The sequence below is a fragment of the Marinobacter salexigens genome (assembly GCF_018860765.1).
In the GTDB taxonomy this organism is placed as follows: domain Bacteria; phylum Pseudomonadota; class Gammaproteobacteria; order Pseudomonadales; family Oleiphilaceae; genus Marinobacter; species Marinobacter salexigens_A.
Genome location: NZ_JAHKPV010000019.1, coordinates 573,636 through 597,786 on the forward strand (window position 1 = coordinate 573,636; position 24,151 = coordinate 597,786).

The window sequence follows — 24,151 nt, forward strand, 5'->3', positions numbered from 1 at the left end:
GGAGGTGACCCCCACCGCTTGTGCTTACTCCAAACCTAGAACCACTCAGCCTTCATGTTCAAACACGTGTCATCCATATTCCGCAACAACACCAAATCCTGAGCAACCGTTGGCAACTCCCAATGGAAGAAATACTGAGCAGCCTGAAGCTTGCCCTGATAGAAGTTGCGCTCATCATCAGTATTGGCAGACGCCAGCGCATTAGCCGCTGCGTTAGCCTGACGCAGCCACATCCAAGCTACAATGATGTGCCCGAACAGATGCAAGTAGCAGGAAGCGTTCGCCAGCGTTTTGTCCACCTCGCCGCTCATTAGAGATTTACCCAGATTTTGAGTCACTTTAACGGCCTGTTGCAGCGTCTCACTTAACGACAACGCCCACTGCTGACAGCGATCCGTTGTAGCAGCCTGCAAATCTACCTGCATCTCCTGCATAAGCAGCTGCAAGCCATGGCTTTGATCCTGCCAAATCTTACGGCCTAGCAGGTCCAAGCCCTGTATGCCGGTAGTGCCCTCATGGATGGGGTTCAAACGGTTATCGCGCCAGCACTGTTCCACGGGATATTCACGGGTGTAGCCAGCACCACCATAAACCTGAATCGCCAAGTCGTTGGCTTTCGGCCCATGCTCTGATGGCCAGGTTTTGATCACAGGCGTAAGCAGGTCAAGCAGCTTGCCTGCTTCGATTCGCTTCTGCTCATTCGGATGAGTGTGTTGATCATCCATCAAACGCGCACCGTAGAGGCAAAGTGCCAAGCCGCCTTCACTGTATGCCTTCTGAGCCAGCAACATGCGACGCACATCCGCGTGATCAATAATCGGTACCTGTGGGCTTTCCGGGTTCTTTTCCGACGCCTTACGGCCCTGCAGCCGGTCTTTGGCGTACTCAAGACTGTGCATGTATCCGCGATACCCAATCACCGCCGCGCCAAAGCCTACACCTACTCTGGCTTCATTCATCATCTGGAACATGTACTTCAGACCCTGATGGGGCTCTCCAACCAGATAACCGTGGCAAGGTGCATCATCACCAAAACTTAGGGCTGTGGAGGTGGTGCCGCGATATCCGAGCTTATGGATCAGGCCAGCAAGGCTCACGCCGTTGCGATCCGCCGGATTTCCATCGCTATCCACCCGGAACTTGGGAACGATAAACAGGGAAATGCCTTTTACACCGGCTGGCGCGCCTTTGATTTTGGCGAGCACCATGTGAACAATGTTTTCGGTAATGCTCTGTTCACCACCGGATATATAGATTTTTGCGCCTTTGATAAGGTAGTGGCCATCATCGGTTGGCGTGGCAGAAGTGCGAATGTCCGCCAAAGATGAGCCAGCATGTGGCTCCGTGAGGGCCATGGTGCCGCTGTAACGGCCACTGAGCATGTTGGGTAGAAAGCTGGCTTTTTGGGATTCGTTACCAAACACACGGATAAGGTTTGCAGCCGCTGTGGTCAAGAATGGATAACCTGCGGTTCCTGGGTTAGCGGCGGTGAAAAAACCGTTACAAGCTGCCATGACGGTCTCGGGGAGCTGCATGCCGCCCAATTCATAGTCATAACGCCCCGCAATAAACCCCGCCTCGGCGTAGGCATCAAAGGCCTGCTTCACTTCAGGAAGCATTTCGACCTGGCCGTTGACGAATTTTGGCTCATCTTTGTCTGCCGCACTGTTGTGATTGGCAAACTTCTCTCTAGCCATTTTATCGGCAGTTTCAATGACGGCATCAAAGGTATCGCGATTATGCTCGTTGAACCGGTCGCGGTTTATCAGGCTTTCGGTATCAAGCACTTCGTAAAGTTGGAACGCCAAATCACGGCGGTCTATCAGTGTATCGGTCATTGGTGCAGCTTCCTGATAATTGGCTGGAGAACTTTTTGGTTGTATACAGGCTCTCACAACCGGGTTTTTCTGGGAACCGTCATTTATGACACAATCATGGCCAATATCGCCATCCACCGTCGCCTTAATAGAGTTGCTCGACCGAGAGAATTCATGCAAAAAGTTTCAATTATTGGTTTTGACGGCGCTTTAGCCAGTGCCATCACAGGGATAATTGACTTATTCCGTCTGGCCGGTGTCACCTGGGCACGAATTCATGGTGAGTTCCCAGAACCACGTTTCACCACCCGCCTGCTAACCCGTAACGGAGATCCCTGCCGCTGCATCAATGGCATCACTTTGCTTTCAGATGGAAGTTGGGAAGAGCTAGATACAGAGACAACGGAGAACGCCGATTTGGTGATCGTACCAACCATCGGGGCGCCAATTGATCAAGTACTGATGGCAAATCCGGATCTAATTATCTGGCTGAGCCAGTTCAGTGCCCCGAATAGAAACAGCATCAGCCAAGTTCAACTGGCCAGCAACTGCACGGGAGCGTTTCTTCTAGCGGAAGCGGGACTGCTGAACAATAGAGAAGCCACCACGCACTGGGGTTTCAGTAACAGTTTTCGCCAGCGCTACCCACAAGTAAACCTGATTCCAGACAAACTGGTCACTGTAGATGGCCACATTGCGTGTGCCGGTGGCGGCATGGCGTGGTGGGACTTGGGCGTGCACCTTATAGAACGCTATGCAGGTGCTCAGGTTGCCCGTGAGTTGGCCAAAGCATTTGTTATCGATGCGGGGCGTAATAGTCAGGCACCCTACAGCGGACTTCAAACCAAGCGGTACCATTCAGACTCGGTGATCCTAACACTTCAGGACTGGTTGGATAGCCATTATGGAGAAGCCATAAGCCTGCAATCACTTGCCGCTTTCAGTGGTTTGACAACGCGTTCACTGATACGTCGGTTCAAGCTTGCGACTGGTGAAACACCGACAGGCTATCTGCAATCCATACGGATCGAAGCCGCTCGTCGGCATTTGGAAAACTCGCGGTTGGCCGTGGAGGAGGTTACCCGGCTGGTTGGCTACGAAGACGTCAGCTCTTTTAGTCGCCTATTTCGCAAGCAAACCGGATTGGCTCCCGGAGCCTACCGATCTCGGTTTGGGCGCTAACTACGAGCCGAGCGCTTGGCCCAGGTTATGCATCGAATTACCAAAACGGCCGCTGGCCGGATATTTCTGTAAATTATACTGACAGGTGTCATGCGGGAGAAATGTGCCATGAACGCACCAGTTCAACAAACCCAGCTTGAAGTTCTGAACAGATTGTACACCATGAAGCTTGCACAGGTTGAGCAGGCAACCCAACAAGGCAACAGTCTGCGTAGCATGGTGCTGGAAGCAGAGGCCGAAGCAATTTTCAATGCGCTCAAATCCGCCAAGTAGCGCAAAGGTGACAAAACCAGACGACAAAAATGAGCCTCTCTATGCCCTTCCACGTCACTTCCAAATACCCATTCTGCGCTTGATTGATCACAAGTTGACTTGACCTACGAGCACGGGCACGTATCATCGGATATCAGGTTTTACTAACGGAGCAACCATGACCGCAAGGTCCTTCGGCTGCATGCAGATCAATCGCCCCCCTATTACCGCTGACATCGCGCGGCAACGCGGGCGTTTACCTTACTTTCCAGACCCACCGGCCTTTCGCTGATCACTCTCTTGCTGCCTAACCAAATCGTCTTGATGCGATTTATGCAGGGTGGGCAACGGGAGGCTAGACTCAGGCTCATAAGCCATCTCCATTCATAAGAAAAGAAAACCGCTAACGAGGTTGCGATGTCGCTACCGCTGGTTGTACTACTGCCATTTTTGGGTGCCATAGCCGCCCCTCTATTTGCTCAGGGTGGGCGAACCGCTATCGCAATAGCATCATCCGTCCCTGCACTGATTGCGCTGGCCGCGCTATTTCCACACTGGTCTGTTCTTTCAGCAGGCGGCACGGTGCTTCACACATATGAGTGGCTGCCGGTTCTCGGGCTCTCCTTCAGTTTTCGCCTTGATGGCCTAGCGCTTCTCTTCGCACTGCTGATTCTTGTTATCGGCCTGTTGGTTATTATTTATTCTCACTACTACCTCAAAGCCAGTGAGAACGTGGCCAAGTTTTACTCCCTGCTTCTATGTTTCAAAGGCTCCATGCTGGGCATAGTGCTCTCTGGCAACCTGCTTTTGATGCTCATTTTCTGGGAACTCACTAGCCTGACCTCCTTTCTGTTGATCAGCTTCTGGACACACAAACAGGATGCCCGGCGCGGCGCGCGGATGGCGTTGGCGATAACCGGCGGCGGCGGGCTGGCGCTACTGGGCGGTATTTTGCTCATCGGCAATATTGTGGGCAGCTTTGAGTTGGACGATGTGCTTGCCGCGGGCGACCAGATCAAAGCCCATGCTTTGTATCCCGTAGCGTTAACTCTCGTTTTGCTTGGCGCTTTTACCAAGTCAGCCCAGTTCCCGTTCCATTTCTGGCTGCCCCATGCCATGCAGGCGCCTACTCCGATCTCTGCTTACCTGCACTCCGCCACCATGGTTAAAGCGGGTATCTTCTTGATGGCACGCTTATATCCAGCTTTGGCGGGAACCGAGCAATGGTTCTATATGGTCAGCTTTACCGGCATGGCCACACTGCTTCTTGGCGCTTATATCGCCATGTTCAAACACGATTTGAAAGGGCTACTCGCCTATTCAACCGTTAGCCATCTGGGCTTAATTACTCTGCTATTAGGCATGGGTACTCAGTTGGCTGCTGTTGCGGCGATATTCCACGTAATCAACCATGCCACCTTCAAGGCTTCATTGTTCATGGCTGCCGGTATCATCGACCATGAAACAGGCACCCGCGATATGCGGAGAATCAACGGGCTTTGGCGCTATATGCCCCACACAGCAACTCTGGCCATGGTAGCAGCCTCATCCATGGCGGGTGTCCCATTGCTGAACGGCTTTCTCAGTAAGGAAATGTTCTTCGCCGAATCGCTACAGCTCAATCTTCCTGGCCTCTGGGCCTGGATTCCGCCAATTGTTGCAACTCTGGCAGGCATTTTTGCGGTTGCCTACTCGGCCCGCTTTGTTCACGACGTGTTTTTCAACGGTAAGCCGGTGGATCTACCCAAGTTCCCGCCCCATGAACCGCCCCGTTACATGAAGTTTCCCGTTGAGATTCTTGTATTCGCCTGCATCATGGTTGGCGTCTTCCCAACTGTCTCCGTTGGCCCCCTGTTGTATTCCGCGGCATCTGCGACCCTTGGCGGCGATGTGCCGGATTATCAGCTTGCGATTCTTCATGGCTTTAACCTGCCACTGCTGATGAGCTTTCTCGCCTTCTTTGGTGGCCTGCTTATGTACACCCAACGCCAGCGCTTTTTCGACTTCCACGCCCAACTTAAGGAAGTGGACGGCAAAGCTGTGTTCGAGTTTGCAGTTTCAAAAATTGAAGACATGGCTCGCAGCTTTACCAAATGGCTCGAAAACGGCTCCTTGCAGCGTTACGCCATGCTTCTGGTAGTTAGCGTTATTGCGGTAACGATAATGCCGCTTGCAGAGCATGGCTTCTTTATTGGCGAAAACGGGCTAAGCCCTGTGGATTGGCCAACGGGCATTGCCGCCGGTGTGCTTATCATTGCAGCTCTGGCAACCGCACTCTGGCACCGAGAGCGTTTTTACGCGCTGGTACTTCTCAGCGTTGTTGGACTGATCGTAGCGTTAGCGTTCGCCCGCTTCTCTGCGCCGGATCTCGCCATGACGCAGCTTTCGGTTGAAGTTGTCACGATTGTGCTGCTCATGCTGGCGCTTTACTACATGCCATCTTGGACACCCATGGAAAGCTCTCGAAGCCGCCGCGTACGCGACGTTTTGATTGCTCTGGCGGCCGGTGCTGGCATGACCCTGATTACGCTGGCCATGTTGACCCAGCCATTCAGCTCTATCTCCGAGTTCTTCCTAGAAAACAGTAAACCGGGCGGCGGTGGAACCAATGTGGTTAACGTGATTCTGGTCGACTTCCGTGGCTTCGATACACTCGGCGAGATAACGGTGTTAGCCATCGCGGCACTTGGTATCTACGCCATGTTGAAAAACACCGCTCTGACTCCCCCGCCGGGAGATGGTCTGGGGCATGCTTGGACACGGGATCACTACCCCTTAATGCTACGACAGATTGCCCGACCCATGCTGCCGTTGGCACTAATGGTGTCTGCCTATATCTTCCTACGCGGGCACAACCTTCCCGGGGGCGGGTTTATTGCAGGATTGATTACCTCCGTGGCGCTGATTCTTCAGTATATCGCCAGTGGCATGGTGTGGACCGAGGATCGTATTCCGTTCCGGTACCACAACGTGATTGGTCTCGGTCTATTGTTTGCCACCATCGCGGGGGCTGGCAGTCTGGCCTTCGGGTACCCCTTCCTGACAACCACATTTGGCTACATAACCTGGCCTGTGGTTGGCAAGTTCGAAGTTGCTTCGGCTCTGGTGTTTGATTTAGGCGTTTACCTAGCGGTGATCGGTGCAACCTTGTTGGCATTGGTCAGCATCGGCCGGCTGTCGCCTCATTCGGCCATCAAAAGCAAAATGGAGGGCGCGTAATGGAGCTGTTATTTGCAATCGCAATCGGTGCCTTAACAACATCGGGGGTCTACCTGTTGCTTCGCGCTCGCACGTTCCCAGTGGTCATGGGACTGACACTGCTTTCCTATGGTGTGAACCTATTCCTGTTCGCCTCCGGGCGCCTTGCCACAGGCCAGCAGCCCGTCATCGGAACTACTGCGAGCTACTCTGACCCTTTGCCTCAAGCTCTGGTGCTCACGGCCATCGTTATTGGTTTTGCCATGACAGCGTTCCTAGTTGTTCTGTCGCTGCGCAACTTGGCAGACAACGAAAACGACCATGTGGACGGTCGACGTGAAGCCACCACAGCAGCCTCCAAAGTTGAACAAGAGGTAAGCAGTAAATGACTCACTGGCTTATTGCTCCGATTTTGATTCCGCTGCTCGGCGGTATTCTTCAGGTGTTCATGGGGTATGCCCCGATCGGCCTACGCCGCACTCTGGCAATTGCGACTACCGTGCTTATGCTCGTGTCCGCTGTTGTATTGTTGGCGCTTGCTAGCGATGGCAGCTACCGCGTTTATGCCTTCGGCAACTGGCAACCGCCTTTTGGCATTGTGCTGGTGCTCGACAGGCTGGCCGCCTTGATGTTGGTGTTAACAGCGGTTCTTGGCCTGTTTTGCCACATTTATGCAAGCGGCGGTGCCGATGAAGGTAACCGCCAGTTCCACACATTGTTTCTGTTTCAGCTGATGGGGCTGAATATTGCCTTTCTCACCGGCGACTTGTTTAACCTTTTCGTTGCATTTGAGGTTCTGCTTATTGCCTCCTACGGGTTGCTTATGCACGGCGGCGGAACATCCCGCACTGTGCCCGGGCTTCACTACGTGGTTCTCAATCTGGCAGGGTCGGCCTTATTCCTGATCAGCGTCGGCATGATTTACAGCGTTACTGGCACCCTGAACATGGCGGATCTGGCTGTAAAAATTCCACAGGTGACTGGCAGCAACCTAAACCTTGTTAAGGCGGGAGGCATGATGCTACTGGTTGTTTTCGCCCTGAAAGCAGCCATCCTGCCACTCTGTTTTTGGCTACCCAAGGCATACGCCAGAGCAACCGCCCCTGTTGCCGCCCTGTTTGCGGTGATGACCAAGGTAGGTATCTACGCCATTGTGAGAATCTACCCGTTAATATTCGGGGACGATGCTGGTGAGCTCGCCAATTTGGGTATGGATTGGCTCTTCCCTCTAGCATTGGTCACGCTCAGCATGGGTGTCATTGGGGCCTTGGGCGCTGACAACCTCAAAACCTTAGTCGCCTGGCAGGTTATTATTTCCGTAGGCACACTACTCGCCCCCATCGCTCTCGGCTCTGAGGCAGGCTTATCGGCTGCTCTGTTTTATCTGGTGAGCACCACTTGGACCGTTGCCGCTCTGTTTTTAGTGGCCGAATTGGTGGCGAGCCAGCGAGGTACCGCGGCAGACAAAATCATAACTGCACCCAAAATGCACCACAGAACCTTCCTAAGCGTGCTGTTCCTTATCGGAGCAGTAGCCGCTTCCGGGTTGCCACCTCTGAGCGGATTCTTCGGCAAATTGCTTATTCTTAAGTCCGTAGAGCCCAGCGCTGAAATGGCTTGGCTCTGGGGTGTTTTGCTGGTTGGCGGCTTCCTCACGCTGATCGCCTACAGTCGCGCTGGCAGCATTGTTTTCTGGTGGAACGTAGATGGCCATCTGGAAACCCCAGAACCCATGAACAACCGAGTAGCGGTTTCCACCGGAATATTAACTTGCCTCACCATGCTCATCGTTGTGCTGGCTGGCCCCCTGAGTGACTTCACCCGTGCAACAGCAGAACAACTGCATAACAATCAGGACTATATCAATATTCTGCAAACACCTATGCACGTTCCACAAAATCCACTGGTCGGGGAGATAAACTGATGTTTGATCGCCTGAGCTTTCCTCAACCCTGGCTGAGCCTCATTCTATTTCTTATCTGGCAAATACTCAGCGATGGCGTATCCGGCGGCAGTGTTGTTGTCGGCCTTATTCTGGCCTGGTTGATCCCTCAGATAACACACGGTTTTTGGCCAGAGCGGCCAGCGTTTGTGAAGGTCTGGCGCATGCCTGCTTATATTCTACGGGTGTTGAAGGACATTGTGATCGCGAGTTTTTCAGTCGCCTGGCTTATTCTGACCCCCCGTAACCCACGGCCAGCATTTATTAGCTACCCTCTGCGGCTTGACCACCCGTTGGCAATCTCCATTCTCGCCAGCACCATCTCGCTCACACCCGGAACCGTTAGTGCAGACGTAAGCGATGACAACAAAACCCTACTGATCCACGCATTGGACGCCACCAACGATCAGGAAGTTATTGACGCCATTTACAACAGCTACGAAAAGCCGCTGATGGAGATGTTCCAATGATCGTCATCGCTCTGTATTTATCCATCGCCATGGTCACTGTGGCCGCACTGTTAAACGTTTACCGCTTGATAAAAGGACCGGATGAACCCGATCGGGTTTTGGCCATTGATACACTGTACATCAACGCTATTGCCTTGATTATCCTACTGGGCATAACACTAGGCACACGCATGTACCTTGAGTCTGCCTTGTTGATTGCGGTTATGGGCTTTGTCAGCACTGTGGCTATGGCCAAATACCTGAAACGCGGCAGCGTCATTGAGTAAAACTGGAGTAGAATCATGAGCCCATTGGCAGAATACGCTATCTCGGCCCTACTGGTGTTCGGTGGTGCCTTTACTCTGATCGGTGCCATCGGCTTGGCCCGACTTCCAGATTTTTATACCCGGCTGCACGGCCCAACCAAGGCTACCACCGTTGGCGTGGGCGCTATCATGCTCAGCTCAGTTATCTATTTCAGCGCCATTGGAGAGGGGGTCGGCATCTCGGAAATCCTGATCACCGTATTTTTGCTAATGACGGCTCCCGTGAGTGCCAACATGCTGGCCAAAGCGGCCATGCACATAGGCGTAAAAACAGTGGAAGACACCGAAGGCAAACCATGGGAACAGTAGCTCCTGTTTAAGCTTGGTCTCCAACACCGGTAGAGGCCAGAGCTTAGCAAGCTTCCGATTTCACTCGACTTATGTCAGATTAAACCAACTTCTCAGACAAGACTAACAAACGGGAAAGAGGATTCCAGATATGGCACAAACGCGAATTTTACCTGCCGCAAAAAATGCCCACCAGTACCAGCTTCTGATCAAGCAACTGTTGCTCTCTGGGCCAAGATATTCGCCAGATCAGGAAATTGTGTACGCCAACAAGAGCAAGTACACCTACACAGATCTGGTCGAACGCATCCATCGCCTCGCCAACGCTCTCACCGATGCGGGCGTTAAGCCGGGCGATACGGTGGCTGTTATGGACTGGGATACGCCGCGCTATCTGGAGTGCTTTTTTGCCATCCCCATGATCGGTGCCGTTTTGCACACCATTAACGTGCGCTTATCACCCGATCAAATTGTTTACACCATGAATCACGCAGAAGACGATGTGGTTTTGGTGCATGATGATTTCCTGCCGATTCTGGAAGGCCTTCAGAGCGACATCACAACGGTTAAAACTTACATCCAGCTTAGCGATGAAAAAACCGCGAAAGGTACAAAACTCGATACCGCTGGTGAATACGAGGCTCTGCTAGCCGCTGCTGGTACAGAGTTCGACTTTCCCGATTTTGATGAGAACAGCCTCGCGACCACCTTTTACACCACGGGCACCACAGGAAACCCCAAAGGCGTCTTCTTTAGCCACCGCCAGCTGGTTCTGCATACCTTGGCCATGACAGGGTCACTTTCTTCCTACGACGAAATGCCTCTACTGCGCTCATCGTCTGTGTACATGCCGGTAACCCCCATGTTCCACGTACATGCTTGGGGTGTTCCCTACGCCGCCACCATGATGGGCATAAAGCAGGTCTATCCCGGCCGTTATGAGCCGGAATTGCTGGTTGATCTGATTAAAGAGCACAAAGTATCTTTCTCGCACTGTGTACCAACCGTCATGCAAATGATGATGGGCACTGAATCCATCAAAACAGCAGATTTAAGTAACTGGCAGGTATTGATCGGAGGCAGCGCATTAACCAAGGGCCTTTGTGATGCGGGCGCGAAGCTCGGCATTCGTATGTATACCGGCTATGGCATGTCTGAAACCTGCCCCTTGCTCAGCACCACATTCCTCAAACCGGAAGACCTAGAACTACCACTGGAGCAGCAAACTGCCAAACGGATCAAAACCGGCATCGCAGTGCCTATGGTAGAACTGGAAATTGTTGACCCCGCTGGCAACCCAGTGGCCCACGATGGCGAGGCCAAGGGCGAAGTTGTTGCACGTGCACCCTGGCTCACCCAAAGCTACATCAAAGAACCCGCCAAAGGTGAGGAGCTCTGGGAAGGTGGCTGGCTGCACACCGGGGACGTTGCCTCAATGGAACCGAACAACACGCTGACCATTAAAGATCGCATCAAAGACGTGATCAAAACCGGTGGTGAGTGGTTATCATCCCTCGATCTAGAAAATCTCATCAGCCAGCACTCTGCCGTATCCGGCGCTGCGGTGGTAGGTATTCCTGATGAAAAATGGGGTGAGCGGCCTTATGCTCTGGTTACCCTGAAGCCAGGCGAGCAAGCAACCGCAGAAGATATACAGAGCCACCTGCAGCAACATGTTGATAGCGGCGAGATCAACAAGTGGGCGATACCTTCCAAGATCGACTTTGTTGAAGACATTCCGAAAACAAGTGTAGGAAAGATCAACAAAAAAGTGATTCGTGACCAACTGCAATAAACCACTTTGCTCCTGACCGCTCTCTTGCGGGCAGGAGCAATCCCAACATTGGTCACCTTGGGAAACTACCCGGAGTTATTCAGGCTTGACCCGTTTGGACCCTCCATTGCGCGGCATAGGCCCCGCCCTGTTTCAGTAGCTCTTTATGTGAGCCCACTTCAACCACCTTGCCCTTCGCTATAACAGCAATTGAATCTGCATCAACAATGGTAGATAGGCGATGGGCGATCATAATAACCGTGCGATTGTGCCCAATTCTCCGCAGCGAGCGCTGAATAGCGGCCTCTGTTTCGTTATCCACGGCACTGGTGGCCTCATCAAGCACCAGAATAGGCGAGTCTTTCAGAAGTGCGCGAGCTAGAGATAGCCGCTGCCTTTGTCCGCCTGAGAGCCTTACCCCCCGCTCACCCACGGATGTGTTCAAACCCTCCGGTAACGCCTCTATAAACGCCCAAGCTTCTGCGGTGCGCGCGGCTTCTATGATTTGGGCGTCGGTCGCATCCGGACGGCCATAGACCAAATTCTCGCGGATGCTACCTTCAAATAGGTAGACATCTTGGCTTACCAAACCAATGGATTCGCGAAGAGACTGCAAACTTACCGCCCGGATAGACTGGCCATCAATGCGGATGTCCCCGCTCTCGATCTCGTAAAACCGCAACAGCAGCTTAATCAAAGTGGACTTTCCAGAACCGGTAGCGCCAACCAGTGCTAGAGTATTGCCGGCTGGGACAGTAAGTGAGATCTGATCTATCCCGGCGTTACTGGCAGGATAGTGAAAGCTGACATCACTAAATGTCACTGCTCCGCTCACTGGCTGCTGGAGAGCTTTGGTGCTTTGGTCTTTGACGTGAAGGGGCTCAGAAAGCAAATCTAGAATGCGTCGAGTGCTGGCCATGGCTCGCTCAAACAAGTTGATCACCTCCGCCATGCCAGTCAATGGCCATAGCAGTCGCTGAGTCAAAAATACCAACACACCATAAGCACCCACATTCAGATCGCCTTTCAGCGCCATCATGCCGCCCACCGTAAACGTCGCCAAAAAACCAGACAAAATCGCCATCCGAATAATGGGGATAAAGGCCGAGCTGATGCGGATGGCCCGGCGATTGGCATCCACGTAGGCGCTGCTGCTGACCTTTAGACGCTCCGCTTCGCGCTGCTCTGCGGTAAAGCTCTTGATAGTGGCGATACCGCCGAGGTTATTGGATAGGCGACTGGACAAGTCGCCGACCTTCTCTCGAACATCGGCATAAAGCGGCCCAGCTTTGCGCTGAAAATAGAAAGCTCCCCAGATAATTAGCGGGATCGGCATAAACGCGAGCACAGCGATGAGTGGCGATAGCACAAAGAATACCGCCCCGACAGCGACCACCGTCACCAGCACCTGAATCATGGCGTTGGCACCGCCGTCCAGGAAGCGTTCAAGCTGGTTAACATCATCATTCATCGTAGCCACCAATTGGCCGGAACTACGAGACTCGAAAAAGCCCATGTCCAATTTTTGGACATGCTCATAGGCATCTTGGCGCAGGTCGGATTGCAGTCGTTGGGCCAGATTACGCCAGAGAATCTGATACAAATATTCGAAAAGAGACTCACCTGCCCAAATAAAAAACGTGAGCACCCCCAGCACTAGAATCTGATTCAGCGACTCCGTGATCCCTAGTGAAGCTACGAAGCTATCTTCCTGATTGACGACAACGTCTAACGCAATACCGATCAGTATCTCCGGTGCGATATCAAACAATTTGTTAACAATAGAACAGGTGGTCGCTGCGACGATCTGGCGGCGGTAACCTCGCGCATAACGCAACAATCGAGCGAATGCGGCGAAGCTACTTGCAGCATTGATTTCTTCGGACATCGGATTTCCTTAGAAGGTCTTAATGGAGATAGCGGAACTGAACGCTGAGCTACGAAGTGTTAATTGAAGGCTTACGGTGCGTTTACACTAATCTAAAAAACAATGATGCGAATTATAATTATTTAGACTTCATCAATCCAGTTCACTTACTACCTCGAGCGGACCGTTTTTGTTTTTCATCGTATACTCACCCCGCTTCCATTTTTTTAATTCAATACTGCAAAAGAGTCCAACCGTCATGATGTCCAAACTTCGCAACTGGATTTCCAGCCCTAACGGTATACGTAAAATGATGAACGTATACGGCCCCTATGCAGGCGCCGGGGTTAAAGTGACTCACATTGCAGACGACTATCGCACAGCTTCAGTAGAGATGAACTTGCACTGGTACAACACCAACTACGTGGGCACGCACTTTGGCGGTTCGCTCTACAGTATGATTGACCCTATGTACATGCTGTTGCTGATGAACAATCTGGGGAAAGACTACATAGTGTGGGACAAATCAGCCTGCATCGACTTTATCCGCCCGGGTAAAGGCCGCGTAATGGCAAATTTTGAGCTAACACAAGAGCGGCTAGATGAGATTCGCAAAGCCACCGCAAACGGCGATAAAACGCTGCCTGAGTGGGATGTGGATATTGTCGATGAGAAGGGCGAACTCGTCGCCCGGGTTAACAAGGTTCTCTACGTTAGGAAAAAACGTTAAAGCCCGGAGAAGGTAAAATCCACCTCGGGCTTTCGGCCGCCAACGATATCTGCCAATGCGGCGGCCGAGCCACAAGAGTGGGTCCATCCCAGAGTACCGTGCCCGGTGTTCAAATACAGGTTTGCAAAGTGGCTTTTGCCCACATAGGGAACATTAGAAGGTGTGGCCGGGCGCAGCCCCGTCCAGAACTCGGCCTGATCCCAATAGCCGGCATCCGGCATTATGTCTGCGGTTCTGCGCACAATGGCTTGGCACCGGGCGTAGTTAAGCGTGCGAGTGTAGCCGTTAAGTTCAGCGGTTCCCGCCACTCTAATGCGGTTACCCAGCCGAGAGTACACCAGTTTATATTCGTCATCCGTGAGGCTCACATTAAACGCAGCTTCTTCATTTTTTACCGGAACCGTAATGGAATAACCTTTAGCGGGGTAAATATTCAAAAATAGCCCAAGTTTTCGGGCGAGCACAGCACTATAGCTACCAAGGCTGAGCACATAGGCGTCGGCCCTTAAAGTTTGGTGTTGCCCGTCTTTCAATAACTGCACACCAAGAATACGCTCACCCGAGTGCTCGAATCCAAGAATGTCCGTGCGGAAGCGAAACTCCACGCCAGCCTTTTGGCAGAGTTCGGCCACTGCTTGAGTGAACTTGCGTGCATCGCCAGATTCATCTTCAGAGGTGTAGGTTGCGCCTGCTATTTTGTGCTGGATAGGTTTGAGGCCTGGCTCAATCTCAACAGCTTTGTTTGCATCGATGACCTGACGGTCGCACCCAAGATCACACATGATGCGGGTGGGCTCAAGCGCTGCGTTAAACTCTTCAGGATTGGTATAGAAGTGCAAAATGCCCTTGGTAACCTGATCGTACTCAAGTTCGGTTTCCTGACGCAAAGCCTGTAACTGGCTACGGCTGTACATGCCGAGATTGACCATCTGGCGGATATTTTGGACGGCTTTTGCCGAAGTGCACTGGGTTAGAAAAGATAGGGCCCACCGCCATTGTGCAGGATCCATTTTCGGACGAAACAGTAAAGGCGCATCCGCTCGAAATAGCCATTTCAGAATTTTTAGAGGCGCGGATGGGTTGGCCCAGGGCTCGGCATGGGAAACAGAAATCTGACCTCCATTTGCATAGCTCGTTTCCAGGCCTGACTGGCTCTGCCGGTCTACTACCGTTACCTGATGCCCCTGCTTCTGCAAAAACCAGGCGGTGGTTACACCAACAACTCCTGCGCCCAAAACCACTATGTGCATGCCTGCCTCCGTTCAAAGAGCGCCCATCCAACTGACAATAAGTCAGGCTTACGGCAGGGCTCTGGCCAATGCTCAGTAAAAGAAATGCTTGTTCACGTGCCACGATTGTAGCGTGAGAGAGGCCAACTTGTGACTTATACCATCAGCCACCGGCGCGTTTCACAACCCAGCCATTCTGCTCCAGAAGCGGCACAAGTAGATCTCGCTGATCCCCCTGAATTTCCACCACACCATCTTTCACGGTGCCGCCAGTGCCGCATTTGGCTTTAAGAACCTTAGCGTAGGCTTTAAGCTCTTTTTCAACCATGGGGATACCAGTAACCAGAGTGACCCCCTTACCTTTGCGCCCCTTGGTTTCGCGGCTCACCCGAACAATGCCATCACCTTCTGGGCGCTGTGCCTGACCGCAGGTGCAGTCTGAAACAGGGTTACGACATTCTGGGCACATGCGCCCTTGTTCGGTTGAAAATACCAACCCACCTGCGGATCGTTTTGCCATGTATCCTCCGAGTATTGAACGGCTTACAAGAGCCCATCGCTTTTTCAGTCTAGTTCGGGAGGATACTTGCTGAACATCTCGGCGACTACCTCATCAACCAGCTTGCTGCGGCTTTTCGGCGATTGGTTTTCGGTCAGGTAACGACGACTGGCTGCCCGCCAAACTACTTTTTCTGAGCTCGCTTCCACCAACTCCACCACAAGCTTACCCTCTATAACCTCCCGCACTGGCGGCGGTGTAGACAGTCCCCAGCCGAAGTTTCCAGTACCAAAGCCCATACCAAGGCCAATGCCAGAACGCTCGAGGCGCTCCTGCTCCACAATCTGCCAACTCACCAGAAGGTCGGCCTCAGACTCTTCTACCTTACTCATTGCTTTGCGGGCGAGTTCACGCTCAACTGCTCTCTGTACACGGTCGCCATCCAACGAAACAAACGTGGAATTGCCAGCACCCGTCGCGAAGGCCCAAGTTGTGTAGTCTCCGAAAACCACCGTTGAGTTGTAGTCCGTCACCACATTACCGGCACACCCTGCCACGGCCGCAGCTACCAGTGCCACCATCAGAAAACGAACCATTACCTACTCCTTAATTTCCGAGAGTCTTAAGTTCAAGTATACGCTCAAGGCAGCGCAGCGATGAGCGTTTGCTTCGTCATGTTTCGAAACGGTAATTCAGCTTATGGGAATCACAAAAAGCCGTGAAGGTTTGCATCTGATCCTCGGGAACGAGAACCCGTGCCGTTACCGAACTGCCATAGCTGATGGATTCCAGCTCGGCCGCGTTCACATCGCACCAATGCCGCAGGGGCTGTTCATCTGCAAACCCCATGGTTATATTTGCTGCCTTCACCGGTTTATGAACAATCCTCCCTACCTCCGACAGCACACTTTCAGCTGCACCAGCATAAGCTCGAACAAGCCCCCCAGCACCGAGTTTTATGCCACCGAAATAGCGGATTACCATCACCAGAACATCGCCCATATCTTTGTGCTGAATAACATTCAGAATCGGCTTACCTGCAGTGCCGGAAGGCTCACCGTCGTCATTCATGCCCGCCTCGGCTGCTGAGCCGGGGCGCCCGATTTGGTAGGCCCAGCAGATATGGCGGGCGTCAGGGTGGTCCTGATGCGCCTTCTCCAACCAGTCTTTTAACTCGTCCCGGGAACCCACAGGTGCAACCCGGGCAATAAAGCGGCTTTTTTTCACCTCGGTTTCGCGCTCAAGGTAGCCGGCAGGAACTGGATAATCTTTTTTCATAAGATCGCCCGTGCTTTCATTAGTTGGCTGCGAATATCGGCAACCGAGCCACGATCTGCAAACCGCCACGCTCGCTGTTGTGGGCAGCTATCTCACCGTCATGGGCCAGAATAATATCTTTGGCAATTGCCAACCCCAAACCCCAACCTTGGCCACCCCGGGATTTGTCGGCCCGGAAGAAAGGCTTAAAAAGGTGTTCAAGAATGTCATCCGCAACACCCGGCCCTTCATCCTCAATCGTAAGGCTTACCCAGCCCGCTGAAAGCGCCAAGGAAACATGAACCACTTTGCCCGGCGGAGTGTAATCAAGGGCGTTCTGGAGAATATTATCGAATGCCCGCTGAAGCAGGCCCGCATCGCCCAGAACCGAAACACCGGTGCTTTCAGGCATTGAGTCAAGCTTACAATCCACCCTCTGGTGTTCGGCGTAGTCTGCAGCGTCTTGCAAAACCTGATTCAACAGATCCACCGGCCGCAATGGTTCACGCGCAATATCGCCGCCCTGCTCAGTCACCCGGTATAGCGTCAGTATCTGCCCCGTCATGGTTTCGAGGCGCTCATTCTGGCGCAGAATACTTGCCATCAGGTCTTCTTCTACGCCATTTTCGCTGGCAAGTTCGATAGCAACTCGCTGGCGCGCCAAGGGGGTTCGCAAATCGTGGGATATATCCCGCAGCAAGTGCTTTTGGCGATCCAGCAGGGTACAAAGCTGCTCTGTCATCGCGTTGAATGCGGTAGCTAACTGCCCTACCTCGTCCCGGCGACTGGCTATGCGCTCACTAACTCGCAGCTCGGTTTTACCTCCAGCGATAGCCTGCGCCGTACTCTCCATATGCCTCATAGGTCGCGAGACAAAGCGAGCAATCAGCCAGCAAGCCAAAGTAATTAAAACAAACGCCAATCCCATTTCTATAAACCGAAAAACTCTCGGTTCTAGCCAACCCTCACCGTGCATTTTCGGCCAGGCAACCAAGCGGTAACCATCGCCCACATCCACAATGGCCGGCTTTTGCCGGTACCAACCAGATTTTATGCGCGAACGGATTGCCGAGGGTAGGCGGTTGTCATCATCTGCGCTGATCATCATCAGATGTAGACCCAGCTCATCTCCCTGCGCGTTGAGAAATCTGTAAGCATCTCTACGTCCACGGCTTTCGCGGATAGCGGACACTTCAAACCCAAGATCCCTCAGCTCAAGCTGACGCTCGATTGCTGCGCGCTCCCGGTCGAGCATGACACCTGATGCAAGATTGCTGACAACCACAGTAACCACCATGGCCAGCCAGATGAGCAGGAAAATTCGCCAGAACAGGGGAATGATCAACCGACGTTTCATGTTGGCACCCGGTAGCTGTAACCAAGGCCTCGTACCGTCTCAATTCTGGGTGGGTCATCGGTACCCAATTTCTTACGTAGGTTGCTGATGTGCATATCCAACGTACGGTCGAATGCCTCTAGTCGCCGCCCCAATGCCCATTGCATCAAGTCTGTTTTGCGCACCACACTGCCGGCGTGAGCCAGCAATACTTGCAGAATTTCGTACTCAGTAGCGGTCAGATCCAATGGCTCATCGTTTTGATAGATGCGTCGATGGTCCGGCTCAACGCGCAGGTCTCCGTGGTGCCGGGCTGCTTTTGTCTCGGTCTTCTGGTCCCAAGCAACCCGGCGCAGAATGGCCTGAAGCCTAGCCACCAGTTCACGAGGGTTACATGGCTTGGGGATGTAATCATCCGCACCCACTTCAAATCCCACAATGCGGTCGGTTTCATCACCACGGGCAGTCAGCAATACAACCGGCAAATGGGTTTCAGTACGTAATTCGCGCAGCACTTCAAGGCCGCTAATGTCCGGCAGCATAATATCCAGAACAACAATATCGCAGTTCTGCCCTAGTGCCAGCGCTAACCCATCCCTGCCGCTGGCAGCCTCACGCACGGTAAAACCTTGGCCCGTTAAATAGCGCACGAGCAACTCCCGGAGTTCGTCGTCATCTTCTACCAGCAGGACCCTGTTCTGCATCTCTCGTTTCTACTCACGTTAATTTTCGATGTGTGCTTACTGTATTGCTCAAAGTTTAACACGGCCCCAAAGACCCGCATCCGCAGGCCCCGGTTCCTTTGCAGAACCTTTACATTGCATTGACGCTCATTGACCAAGCACGCAGTACTATAGGGGTGAATCATGCTTCTGGCGAAACCGCCAAGCAGTTACATAACGGCGAGAGGAATTATCATGAGCAAACGTAAAGCATCTATTATCACCGCAAGCCTTCTGGCTACCGCCCTATTTGCAGCCAGCCCGGCTTTGATGGCCGGCCACTCGCATGGCTCATCGTCAAAGCACCATGACGGCCAGCGCAACATGTCAGAAATGTGCGACAACATGCGCGAGGGCAAAGGCAAATTTAATATGGAAGAACGCCAAGCGGAAATGGCTAAACGCCACGAAGCCATGGCCGAACGCCTGAAGCTAAACGACGAGCAGCGCGGAATCTGGAACGAGATCCATGAAGAAAGGCGCCAACAACATGAAAAGCGCATGAGTGGCTGGGAGAAAAAGATGAAAAAGCGCTGTGCACAGCCACAAGAGTGATCACAATGCGGGTTTTGACGTAAGGTATCGGGAGCGATTAAGGAGCGCACCCCGAACATGTCAGAATCCGCAGTCAGAAACATAACACTTGAGGCCTGCCACTCTCTTTCCACTATTCCCCGAAAGGTGTGGGAGCGGTTGGCAGGCACCGATAACCCCTTTCTGCGATACGATTTTTTCGAAGCGCTGGAAACCACCCGCTGCACCAGCGAGGAAACCGGCTGGAAGCCCTGCCACCTGTTATTCCGCTTGGACGGTGAGATTGCGGGGATCGCGCCTGCGTATCTCAAATCCCATTCTATGGGCGAGTATGTGTTTGACTGGGCATGGGCTGACGCCTATCGACGCTATGGCATGGACTATTACCCAAAGCTCCTGATAGCGGTGCCTTTTACGCCCTCGCAGGGGCCAAGATTGCTACTCGACCCAACACTACGAGATACACTCGACTCCCAAGCCGTCCATGACCTTCTAAACACGCTTATCACTCGCATCGGCGCTCACTCCTGGCACCTTTTGTTCCCCAACGCAGACGACCAAAAATTACTTCAACAGGAGGGGCAACTGCACCGAATCGGCTGCCAGTTCCACTGGCACAATCGCAGCTACGAGTGCTTCGATGATTTTCTGGGTGAGCTCACCTCCCGCAAGCGCAAGTCCATACGCAAAGAGCGCCGTCAGGTGGCCGAACAAGGCATTACCTTCGTCCAGTTCGATGGTGTCAGTACTCCCAATCACGTTCTTGCGGCTTTTTATGTGTTCTACCAAGCTACTTACCTCAAGCGCGGGCAGCGGCCTTATCTAAGCCAACAGTTCTTTGAAAAGATACAAGAAAAAATGCCTGAGCACCTGCATATAATCATGGCTGTAAAAAACGGCGAAATGATTGCAGGAGCCCTATTCCTCAGCGGAGGGAACACCCTCTATGGCCGCTATTGGGGCTGCCTTGAAGAATATAACCATCTGCACTTCGAAACCTGCTATTACCAAGGCATTGAACTGGCCATCAAGCTGAGACTACAAACCTTCGACGCAGGCGCGCAAGGAGAGCACAAATTGGTCCGCGGCTTCGAACCCTTAATTACGCATTCATGGCACGGCATTGCCCATCCAGGGTTCCACGATGCAATTGAAGCTTTCACGCACGAGGAGGCGGAGCAAGTTATGGGTTATTACGAGGACGCGAAAACGATGCTTCCGTTTCGGCAGACAACGGGAGTTGAAGGCAATAACTAAAACTATTCTATACTGTTACTTCTAAGCCCAAAACAGGCGGGACTATGCTATTTCACTACAAAAAGACTCAAACGCGGCAAGCCGTGACTGTAGCACTCAACATATTGGCCATCCCCGTTATTCTCTATCTTTTTCAAAGCTTGTTTAAAGACCAACCTGACTTCCAACAGCTTTATGGCTTGGTTGAGAAGGGGGCGATTGCTGTTGCGTTAGTCTTAGCCATAATTCTAGTGTGGCTACTGAAAAGAAAGGACAAGTTCGAAATTTATGTGACCGAAACCGAGTTCTATAGCCACCATCCTTTCTATGAGGAGTGGTGCTTCAGCGTCAACCCTCAAGATATTCAAGCCATCGAGCACAAATTGAACATTGGCTCCGGCTACATGACCAACATAAACGTGCACCTAAAAAGTGGGGAAAGGCTACAGATATCCCAGAACTACCCTTTTTCTCGTAAAGCTCTATACGCCGCATTGAAGAAGGTAAACCCAGCTATAACCTTTCCGAGTAACGCCAACACATTTAATCACAAGCGAAAAAAGTAATGGGGCTGTCAAGACTTGGCAAACTCCTAACGCCAACTGACTTATTCGCATGGGCTCAATTTAGCTCAAGCCCACCCAAGATCCAGCCACATTCCACCAACAACTATCAAAATGACCCACCCGTTCCCTGAGATGAATAATATGGTTCCTAACAGTCTGTCAAATGGTGTTGCATAGCGCCTGACGGTTGGCACATCAATCATTGGATCATCCGTACGATTCCAGCGCCCAACCGGCAGTGCGATGGCATATACATACCAAAGTGCCCTCAAGCCCACCCCATCCCAGGCCGAGGAACGAGGGAGGCCATCCCTACTCATTTCCCGCTCAATGCGAGCCATTGATAAACGGGCGAAGCAAAGCCAAGACAAAAAAGTAACACCACCAAGAACGCAGAACGATATTTGGTACCAAGCATGAGCTGCACTTTCAAACATTCCTACCGATCCCAAATACTTGCAGCCAAACCTTGTCCTTCCTTATCGGCATAACTCCCCACCAAAAGACCCGCTAACACGCCCGCACCCACAATGACACCGAGAGCAGCCCAGCCCAGCGGCCCAGCAACAAGGAAACCTGCCTTAGCAGCAAGCATGGTTCCCCCGCCCACAACAGCTTTTCCTGTGAGGCCGCCAACTGCGCCCCCAGCACCAAACCCCACCATCTGAACAGCAGACTCCCTCATCCAGTCCCCACCCCCATCATGAATGGTATAAACCTTATTCACACGGAGGCCAGCATCCACTGCCACAGCTATACGTCCGGTATTGTTAAGCACTCTACTGAACTGCCCCATGCTTCCAGCATCATTGGCATCGGCCACAAACAAGCGAGGATCTGGCTTTGCGGCTGTGCTGCGCGACGCCAGCGTAATGGCGCGTTCAGGATTGCTCAGGGCATTGCCACGATTCTTATTGCGATAGGCTTCAGGTGCAATCTTGTTGAGCTCTACCCGGTAATGCTCTTTAAGTTCCGTATATGCAACGCGCAGTTTGGCCTCACTCTGCGCGCGCTGTGCACCGATACCCGACCCACCGTCTTTTTTAAGCTTGGCTACATCCAATACTGCTTTTTGATAATTTACTAAAGCCTGCTGAAAACCATTTAAACGAGCAAAGGCGGCTGTTGCGCCAGCACCCACAAGGCTATTTATTTCACTCAATTTCTGGGGTGACAAATAAGTCTCGAAGAAAGTTCTTAAGATACGGGCCTCGTCACCCATCACATCCGCACTTTTCGCGAGACACATGCGCTCCGAGGATGGCAAAGAATTCAATCTACGTAGGGCCGCAAGAGCAAAAGTACCTGAAGGTTCGAACGAATAGGCACGGCCCGGCTGTATCAGTTCCCTTTCGTTGAGACCGTTGGTTCGCAGGAAAGCTTTAAGCGAGTCAGCATCGGCGCCAAATAGGTCTTTAGGGGCAACAAGATTACGGGCAAAGAAGATTTCGGGCATAGACTTGTTCCTTAAGTCTTTTTTAGTGGGTCCATTTCCAACGCCGAGATGTTAGCCGGGAGCTTAGCAGTTGTCCAGACTCACCCCTCCAGAAAAAGCCTTCAATTACCAGCTTTCGAGCCGAACACTATAGTGCCCCAATGACCCTCAAACGGCAGTATTCGAGTCAGCCCTTAGCAAACTCTTGATATCGACTAGCCGCCTGCTTTTTCTCGCTCTGATTGTTCAACAACTCCAATCGCAACCTGTCGATGGCGCTCATATATTCATCCAGAGGCGATTCCGACTTTCCAAGATCCTTGGTTTCTTCAATAAACGTCTTTTGTTTTTCCCGGATTTCATTGAGTTTTTCAAGGGCGCCACGAATGGCCTCGATGCGGGCACCTTCAAAACCTCCTACTTCTTGAGTCCCTTCCGGGCCATTGCCTCTAATCACCTGCGTCGTCGCAGGCGCTTTTTCCTTACTTTGCTCCGCCAAATTGATTTCTTCGAGAGTGCGAACTTCACCGTCTGCTGTCAGATAGATACCGGAAGCCTTGATTTCTCCCAGAGGAATGCCTTGGCTGTTGGTAAGCGTAAAATTGTCTTCAGCACTGCCCACGTATAGGGCCTGCACTCCAACCTCTTCCAGAGTCTTCAACGCTTGCGAGCCATCGGCTGTTTGCACCCACACTGAGAGGGATGAAAACACTTCGTCGTTGGCATCGATCCATTGGTTGCCATCGTCATCAAATTTGGCCAGCTCACCAAAGCCGGAACCACTTTGAGGGCCGAACAGTTCCGTGCCATCATCCACCTGACCGTTATTGTTGCGATCAAAAACCAGATAGCCACTACCACTACCCAGAGTAGCGAACTTTCCGGTTTCTCCATTCCCTTCAAGATCGAATTCGAACAAAGTATCAGTAAGCTGAGCGGTAGCACTACCGAAATTGATAACCAGCGGATCGGTCATTGGGCGCTCTTCAATGCGCAAGCTTTCGGAGTATTCATAGTTTCTGGATTGTGATTGACGCAGAGACAGAGTGAAATCGACCGTCTCACCATTCTCCAGAGAAATACTGCCGGTAGCGGCAAACGACCGAGTTTCACTCTCCGAGTAGAACATGTAACGGCTTGCCTCTACAGACATACTGCCTTTTGCTTGAGTGCCGGACTCTCCACCCAGAGCTGCGCGGCCTACGCTGATAGCCTGCTGCCCCCGAAAAAACAGCTCTGTGGTTTTCTCTGCCAGCTCCGCGCTGGTAAACACTGCGTTACGATCAGCACCGCTAACTGTGCTGGAACTGGTGTATCCCATCCGCTCTTGGCTGTTGTAGCGGTACGTCGCATCGCGGGATATATTTAATTGGTTACCTGCAGCCGGACCTTCCGAGCGATCGCCAGATAGCGGCTGCTGATTAATCCGGAGTTGGCTTTGATTAAAGGCAGTTTCCTGACGGGAGCTTCCCTGAAGAAAAGAGATCTGACTGGATATAATCATGGCGTGGG

Annotated in this window: 23 protein-coding genes; 13 read left to right on the forward strand and 10 right to left on the reverse strand. The window is 52.4% G+C overall.

What is annotated here, in order from left to right; genetic code table 11:
* Nucleotides 1-35: 35 nt before the first annotated feature.
* Nucleotides 36-1,838, reverse strand: a complete 1,803-nt coding sequence (locus tag KO508_RS13165; RefSeq protein WP_216008753.1) for an acyl-CoA dehydrogenase — start codon at nt 1,836-1,838, stop codon at nt 36-38.
* A gap of 153 nt (nt 1,839-1,991) precedes the next feature.
* Between KO508_RS13165 and KO508_RS13170 the strand changes: the two genes are divergently transcribed.
* The 9 genes from KO508_RS13170 to KO508_RS13210 all read left to right on the forward strand — a co-directional run bounded on the left by KO508_RS13170 (nt 1,992) and on the right by KO508_RS13210 (nt 11,249).
* On the forward strand, nt 1,992-2,999 hold the full coding sequence (locus KO508_RS13170) for a GlxA family transcriptional regulator (RefSeq protein ID WP_216008754.1): 1,008 nt from the start codon (nt 1,992-1,994) through the stop codon (nt 2,997-2,999).
* A 108-nt stretch (nt 3,000-3,107) separates the two neighbouring features.
* Nucleotides 3,108-3,272 carry a hypothetical protein gene (locus KO508_RS13175; RefSeq protein ID WP_216008755.1) on the forward strand — a complete coding sequence of 55 codons (165 nt, stop codon included), beginning with the start codon at nt 3,108-3,110 and terminating at the stop codon, nt 3,270-3,272.
* 396 nt (nt 3,273-3,668) lie between these two features.
* Complete coding sequence (locus tag KO508_RS13180; protein ID WP_216008756.1) at nt 3,669-6,470, forward strand: monovalent cation/H+ antiporter subunit A; 2,802 nt, start codon at nt 3,669-3,671, stop codon at nt 6,468-6,470.
* On the forward strand, nt 6,470-6,838 hold the full coding sequence (locus KO508_RS13185; RefSeq protein ID WP_216008757.1) for a Na+/H+ antiporter subunit C: 369 nt from the start codon (nt 6,470-6,472) through the stop codon (nt 6,836-6,838). Before KO508_RS13180 ends, KO508_RS13185 begins: the two co-directional genes overlap by 1 nt.
* Nucleotides 6,835-8,373, forward strand: coding sequence for a monovalent cation/H+ antiporter subunit D (locus KO508_RS13190; protein WP_216008758.1), 1,539 nt, complete (start codon nt 6,835-6,837; stop codon nt 8,371-8,373). The genes KO508_RS13185 and KO508_RS13190 overlap by 4 nt, the downstream gene beginning before the upstream one ends.
* A complete protein-coding gene (locus KO508_RS13195) occupies nt 8,373-8,861 on the forward strand; it encodes a Na+/H+ antiporter subunit E (protein ID WP_216008759.1) in 489 nt (162 codons plus the stop codon). The genes KO508_RS13190 and KO508_RS13195 overlap by 1 nt, the downstream gene beginning before the upstream one ends.
* A complete protein-coding gene (locus tag KO508_RS13200) occupies nt 8,858-9,127 on the forward strand; it encodes a K+/H+ antiporter subunit F (protein WP_216008760.1) in 270 nt (89 codons plus the stop codon). The genes KO508_RS13195 and KO508_RS13200 overlap by 4 nt, the downstream gene beginning before the upstream one ends.
* Nucleotides 9,128-9,142: 15 nt before the next feature.
* Entirely contained in the window at nt 9,143-9,475 is a 333-nt protein-coding gene (locus tag KO508_RS13205) for a Na+/H+ antiporter subunit G (protein ID WP_216008761.1), read from the forward strand.
* A gap of 130 nt (nt 9,476-9,605) precedes the next feature.
* Nucleotides 9,606-11,249, forward strand: coding sequence for a fatty acid--CoA ligase (locus KO508_RS13210; protein WP_216008762.1), 1,644 nt, complete (start codon nt 9,606-9,608; stop codon nt 11,247-11,249).
* 79 nt (nt 11,250-11,328) lie between these two features.
* On the opposite strand, the gene KO508_RS13215 is transcribed toward KO508_RS13210, so the two are convergent.
* Nucleotides 11,329-13,116 carry an ABC transporter ATP-binding protein gene (locus KO508_RS13215; protein WP_216008763.1) on the reverse strand — a complete coding sequence of 596 codons (1,788 nt, stop codon included), beginning with the start codon at nt 13,114-13,116 and terminating at the stop codon, nt 11,329-11,331.
* 238 nt (nt 13,117-13,354) lie between these two features.
* Here KO508_RS13215 and KO508_RS13220 point away from each other — a divergent pair, with 238 nt between their 5' ends.
* Nucleotides 13,355-13,825, forward strand: coding sequence for a DUF4442 domain-containing protein (locus KO508_RS13220; RefSeq protein ID WP_216008764.1), 471 nt, complete (start codon nt 13,355-13,357; stop codon nt 13,823-13,825).
* On the opposite strand, the gene KO508_RS13225 is transcribed toward KO508_RS13220, so the two are convergent.
* The 6 genes from KO508_RS13225 to KO508_RS13250 form a co-directional block, all read right to left on the reverse strand.
* Nucleotides 13,822-15,075 (reverse strand): D-amino acid dehydrogenase, encoded by a 1,254-nt coding sequence (locus KO508_RS13225; protein WP_216008765.1) that lies wholly within the window; start codon nt 15,073-15,075, stop codon nt 13,822-13,824. The two genes, KO508_RS13220 and KO508_RS13225, sit on opposite strands and share 4 nt — an antisense overlap.
* Before the next feature lie 142 nt (nt 15,076-15,217).
* Nucleotides 15,218-15,574 (reverse strand): translation initiation factor Sui1, encoded by a 357-nt coding sequence (locus KO508_RS13230; RefSeq protein ID WP_216008766.1) that lies wholly within the window; start codon nt 15,572-15,574, stop codon nt 15,218-15,220.
* Between the two features lie 44 nt (nt 15,575-15,618).
* The gene (locus KO508_RS13235) at nt 15,619-16,149 is read right to left on the reverse strand and encodes a DUF4136 domain-containing protein (protein ID WP_216008767.1); all 531 of its coding nucleotides are present in this window, start codon (nt 16,147-16,149) and stop codon (nt 15,619-15,621) included.
* Between the two features lie 76 nt (nt 16,150-16,225).
* Nucleotides 16,226-16,831 carry a YigZ family protein gene (locus KO508_RS13240; RefSeq protein ID WP_216008768.1) on the reverse strand — a complete coding sequence of 202 codons (606 nt, stop codon included), beginning with the start codon at nt 16,829-16,831 and terminating at the stop codon, nt 16,226-16,228.
* A gap of 19 nt (nt 16,832-16,850) precedes the next feature.
* A complete protein-coding gene (locus KO508_RS13245; RefSeq protein WP_216008769.1) occupies nt 16,851-18,167 on the reverse strand; it encodes a sensor histidine kinase in 1,317 nt (438 codons plus the stop codon).
* Complete coding sequence (locus tag KO508_RS13250; protein ID WP_216008770.1) at nt 18,164-18,850, reverse strand: response regulator transcription factor; 687 nt, start codon at nt 18,848-18,850, stop codon at nt 18,164-18,166. The genes KO508_RS13245 and KO508_RS13250 overlap by 4 nt, the downstream gene beginning before the upstream one ends.
* A gap of 213 nt (nt 18,851-19,063) precedes the next feature.
* On the opposite strand from KO508_RS13250, the gene KO508_RS13255 reads away from it, so the two are divergent.
* From KO508_RS13255 to KO508_RS13265, 3 genes are read left to right on the forward strand one after another with little or no spacing between them, the layout of a single operon-like run.
* The gene (locus KO508_RS13255; RefSeq protein ID WP_216008771.1) at nt 19,064-19,423 is read left to right on the forward strand and encodes a hypothetical protein; all 360 of its coding nucleotides are present in this window, start codon (nt 19,064-19,066) and stop codon (nt 19,421-19,423) included.
* Nucleotides 19,424-19,480: 57 nt separating this feature from the next.
* A complete protein-coding gene (locus tag KO508_RS13260; RefSeq protein WP_216008772.1) occupies nt 19,481-20,659 on the forward strand; it encodes a GNAT family N-acetyltransferase in 1,179 nt (392 codons plus the stop codon).
* A 44-nt stretch (nt 20,660-20,703) separates the two neighbouring features.
* Nucleotides 20,704-21,204, forward strand: coding sequence for a hypothetical protein (locus tag KO508_RS13265; RefSeq protein WP_216008773.1), 501 nt, complete (start codon nt 20,704-20,706; stop codon nt 21,202-21,204).
* Nucleotides 21,205-21,643: 439 nt separating this feature from the next.
* Here the strand turns inward: KO508_RS13265 and KO508_RS13270 are convergent, their stop codons facing one another.
* Both KO508_RS13270 and KO508_RS13275 read right to left on the reverse strand, forming a co-directional pair.
* Complete coding sequence (locus KO508_RS13270; protein WP_216008774.1) at nt 21,644-22,660, reverse strand: hypothetical protein; 1,017 nt, start codon at nt 22,658-22,660, stop codon at nt 21,644-21,646.
* A 166-nt stretch (nt 22,661-22,826) separates the two neighbouring features.
* A complete protein-coding gene (locus KO508_RS13275; RefSeq protein ID WP_216008775.1) occupies nt 22,827-24,143 on the reverse strand; it encodes a hypothetical protein in 1,317 nt (438 codons plus the stop codon).
* Between the last annotated feature and the right edge of the window lie 8 nt (nt 24,144-24,151).

Coding starts and splice junctions, on each gene's coding strand:
- KO508_RS13165 (WP_216008753.1), bottom strand. CDS start 1,838: ATGACCGATACACTGATAGACCGCCGTGATTTGGCGTTCCAACTTTAC.
- KO508_RS13170 (WP_216008754.1), top strand. CDS start 1,992: ATGCAAAAAGTTTCAATTATTGGTTTTGACGGCGCTTTAGCCAGTGCC.
- KO508_RS13175 (WP_216008755.1), top strand. CDS start 3,108: ATGAACGCACCAGTTCAACAAACCCAGCTTGAAGTTCTGAACAGATTG.
- KO508_RS13180 (WP_216008756.1), top strand. CDS start 3,669: ATGTCGCTACCGCTGGTTGTACTACTGCCATTTTTGGGTGCCATAGCC.
- KO508_RS13185 (WP_216008757.1), top strand. CDS start 6,470: ATGGAGCTGTTATTTGCAATCGCAATCGGTGCCTTAACAACATCGGGG.
- KO508_RS13190 (WP_216008758.1), top strand. CDS start 6,835: ATGACTCACTGGCTTATTGCTCCGATTTTGATTCCGCTGCTCGGCGGT.
- KO508_RS13195 (WP_216008759.1), top strand. CDS start 8,373: ATGTTTGATCGCCTGAGCTTTCCTCAACCCTGGCTGAGCCTCATTCTA.
- KO508_RS13200 (WP_216008760.1), top strand. CDS start 8,858: ATGATCGTCATCGCTCTGTATTTATCCATCGCCATGGTCACTGTGGCC.
- KO508_RS13205 (WP_216008761.1), top strand. CDS start 9,143: ATGAGCCCATTGGCAGAATACGCTATCTCGGCCCTACTGGTGTTCGGT.
- KO508_RS13210 (WP_216008762.1), top strand. CDS start 9,606: ATGGCACAAACGCGAATTTTACCTGCCGCAAAAAATGCCCACCAGTAC.
- KO508_RS13215 (WP_216008763.1), bottom strand. CDS start 13,116: ATGTCCGAAGAAATCAATGCTGCAAGTAGCTTCGCCGCATTCGCTCGA.
- KO508_RS13220 (WP_216008764.1), top strand. CDS start 13,355: ATGATGTCCAAACTTCGCAACTGGATTTCCAGCCCTAACGGTATACGT.
- KO508_RS13225 (WP_216008765.1), bottom strand. CDS start 15,075: ATGCACATAGTGGTTTTGGGCGCAGGAGTTGTTGGTGTAACCACCGCC.
- KO508_RS13230 (WP_216008766.1), bottom strand. CDS start 15,574: ATGGCAAAACGATCCGCAGGTGGGTTGGTATTTTCAACCGAACAAGGG.
- KO508_RS13235 (WP_216008767.1), bottom strand. CDS start 16,149: ATGGTTCGTTTTCTGATGGTGGCACTGGTAGCTGCGGCCGTGGCAGGG.
- KO508_RS13240 (WP_216008768.1), bottom strand. CDS start 16,831: ATGAAAAAAGATTATCCAGTTCCTGCCGGCTACCTTGAGCGCGAAACC.
- KO508_RS13245 (WP_216008769.1), bottom strand. CDS start 18,167: ATGAAACGTCGGTTGATCATTCCCCTGTTCTGGCGAATTTTCCTGCTC.
- KO508_RS13250 (WP_216008770.1), bottom strand. CDS start 18,850: ATGCAGAACAGGGTCCTGCTGGTAGAAGATGACGACGAACTCCGGGAG.
- KO508_RS13255 (WP_216008771.1), top strand. CDS start 19,064: ATGAGCAAACGTAAAGCATCTATTATCACCGCAAGCCTTCTGGCTACC.
- KO508_RS13260 (WP_216008772.1), top strand. CDS start 19,481: ATGTCAGAATCCGCAGTCAGAAACATAACACTTGAGGCCTGCCACTCT.
- KO508_RS13265 (WP_216008773.1), top strand. CDS start 20,704: ATGCTATTTCACTACAAAAAGACTCAAACGCGGCAAGCCGTGACTGTA.
- KO508_RS13270 (WP_216008774.1), bottom strand. CDS start 22,660: ATGCCCGAAATCTTCTTTGCCCGTAATCTTGTTGCCCCTAAAGACCTA.
- KO508_RS13275 (WP_216008775.1), bottom strand. CDS start 24,143: ATGATTATATCCAGTCAGATCTCTTTTCTTCAGGGAAGCTCCCGTCAG.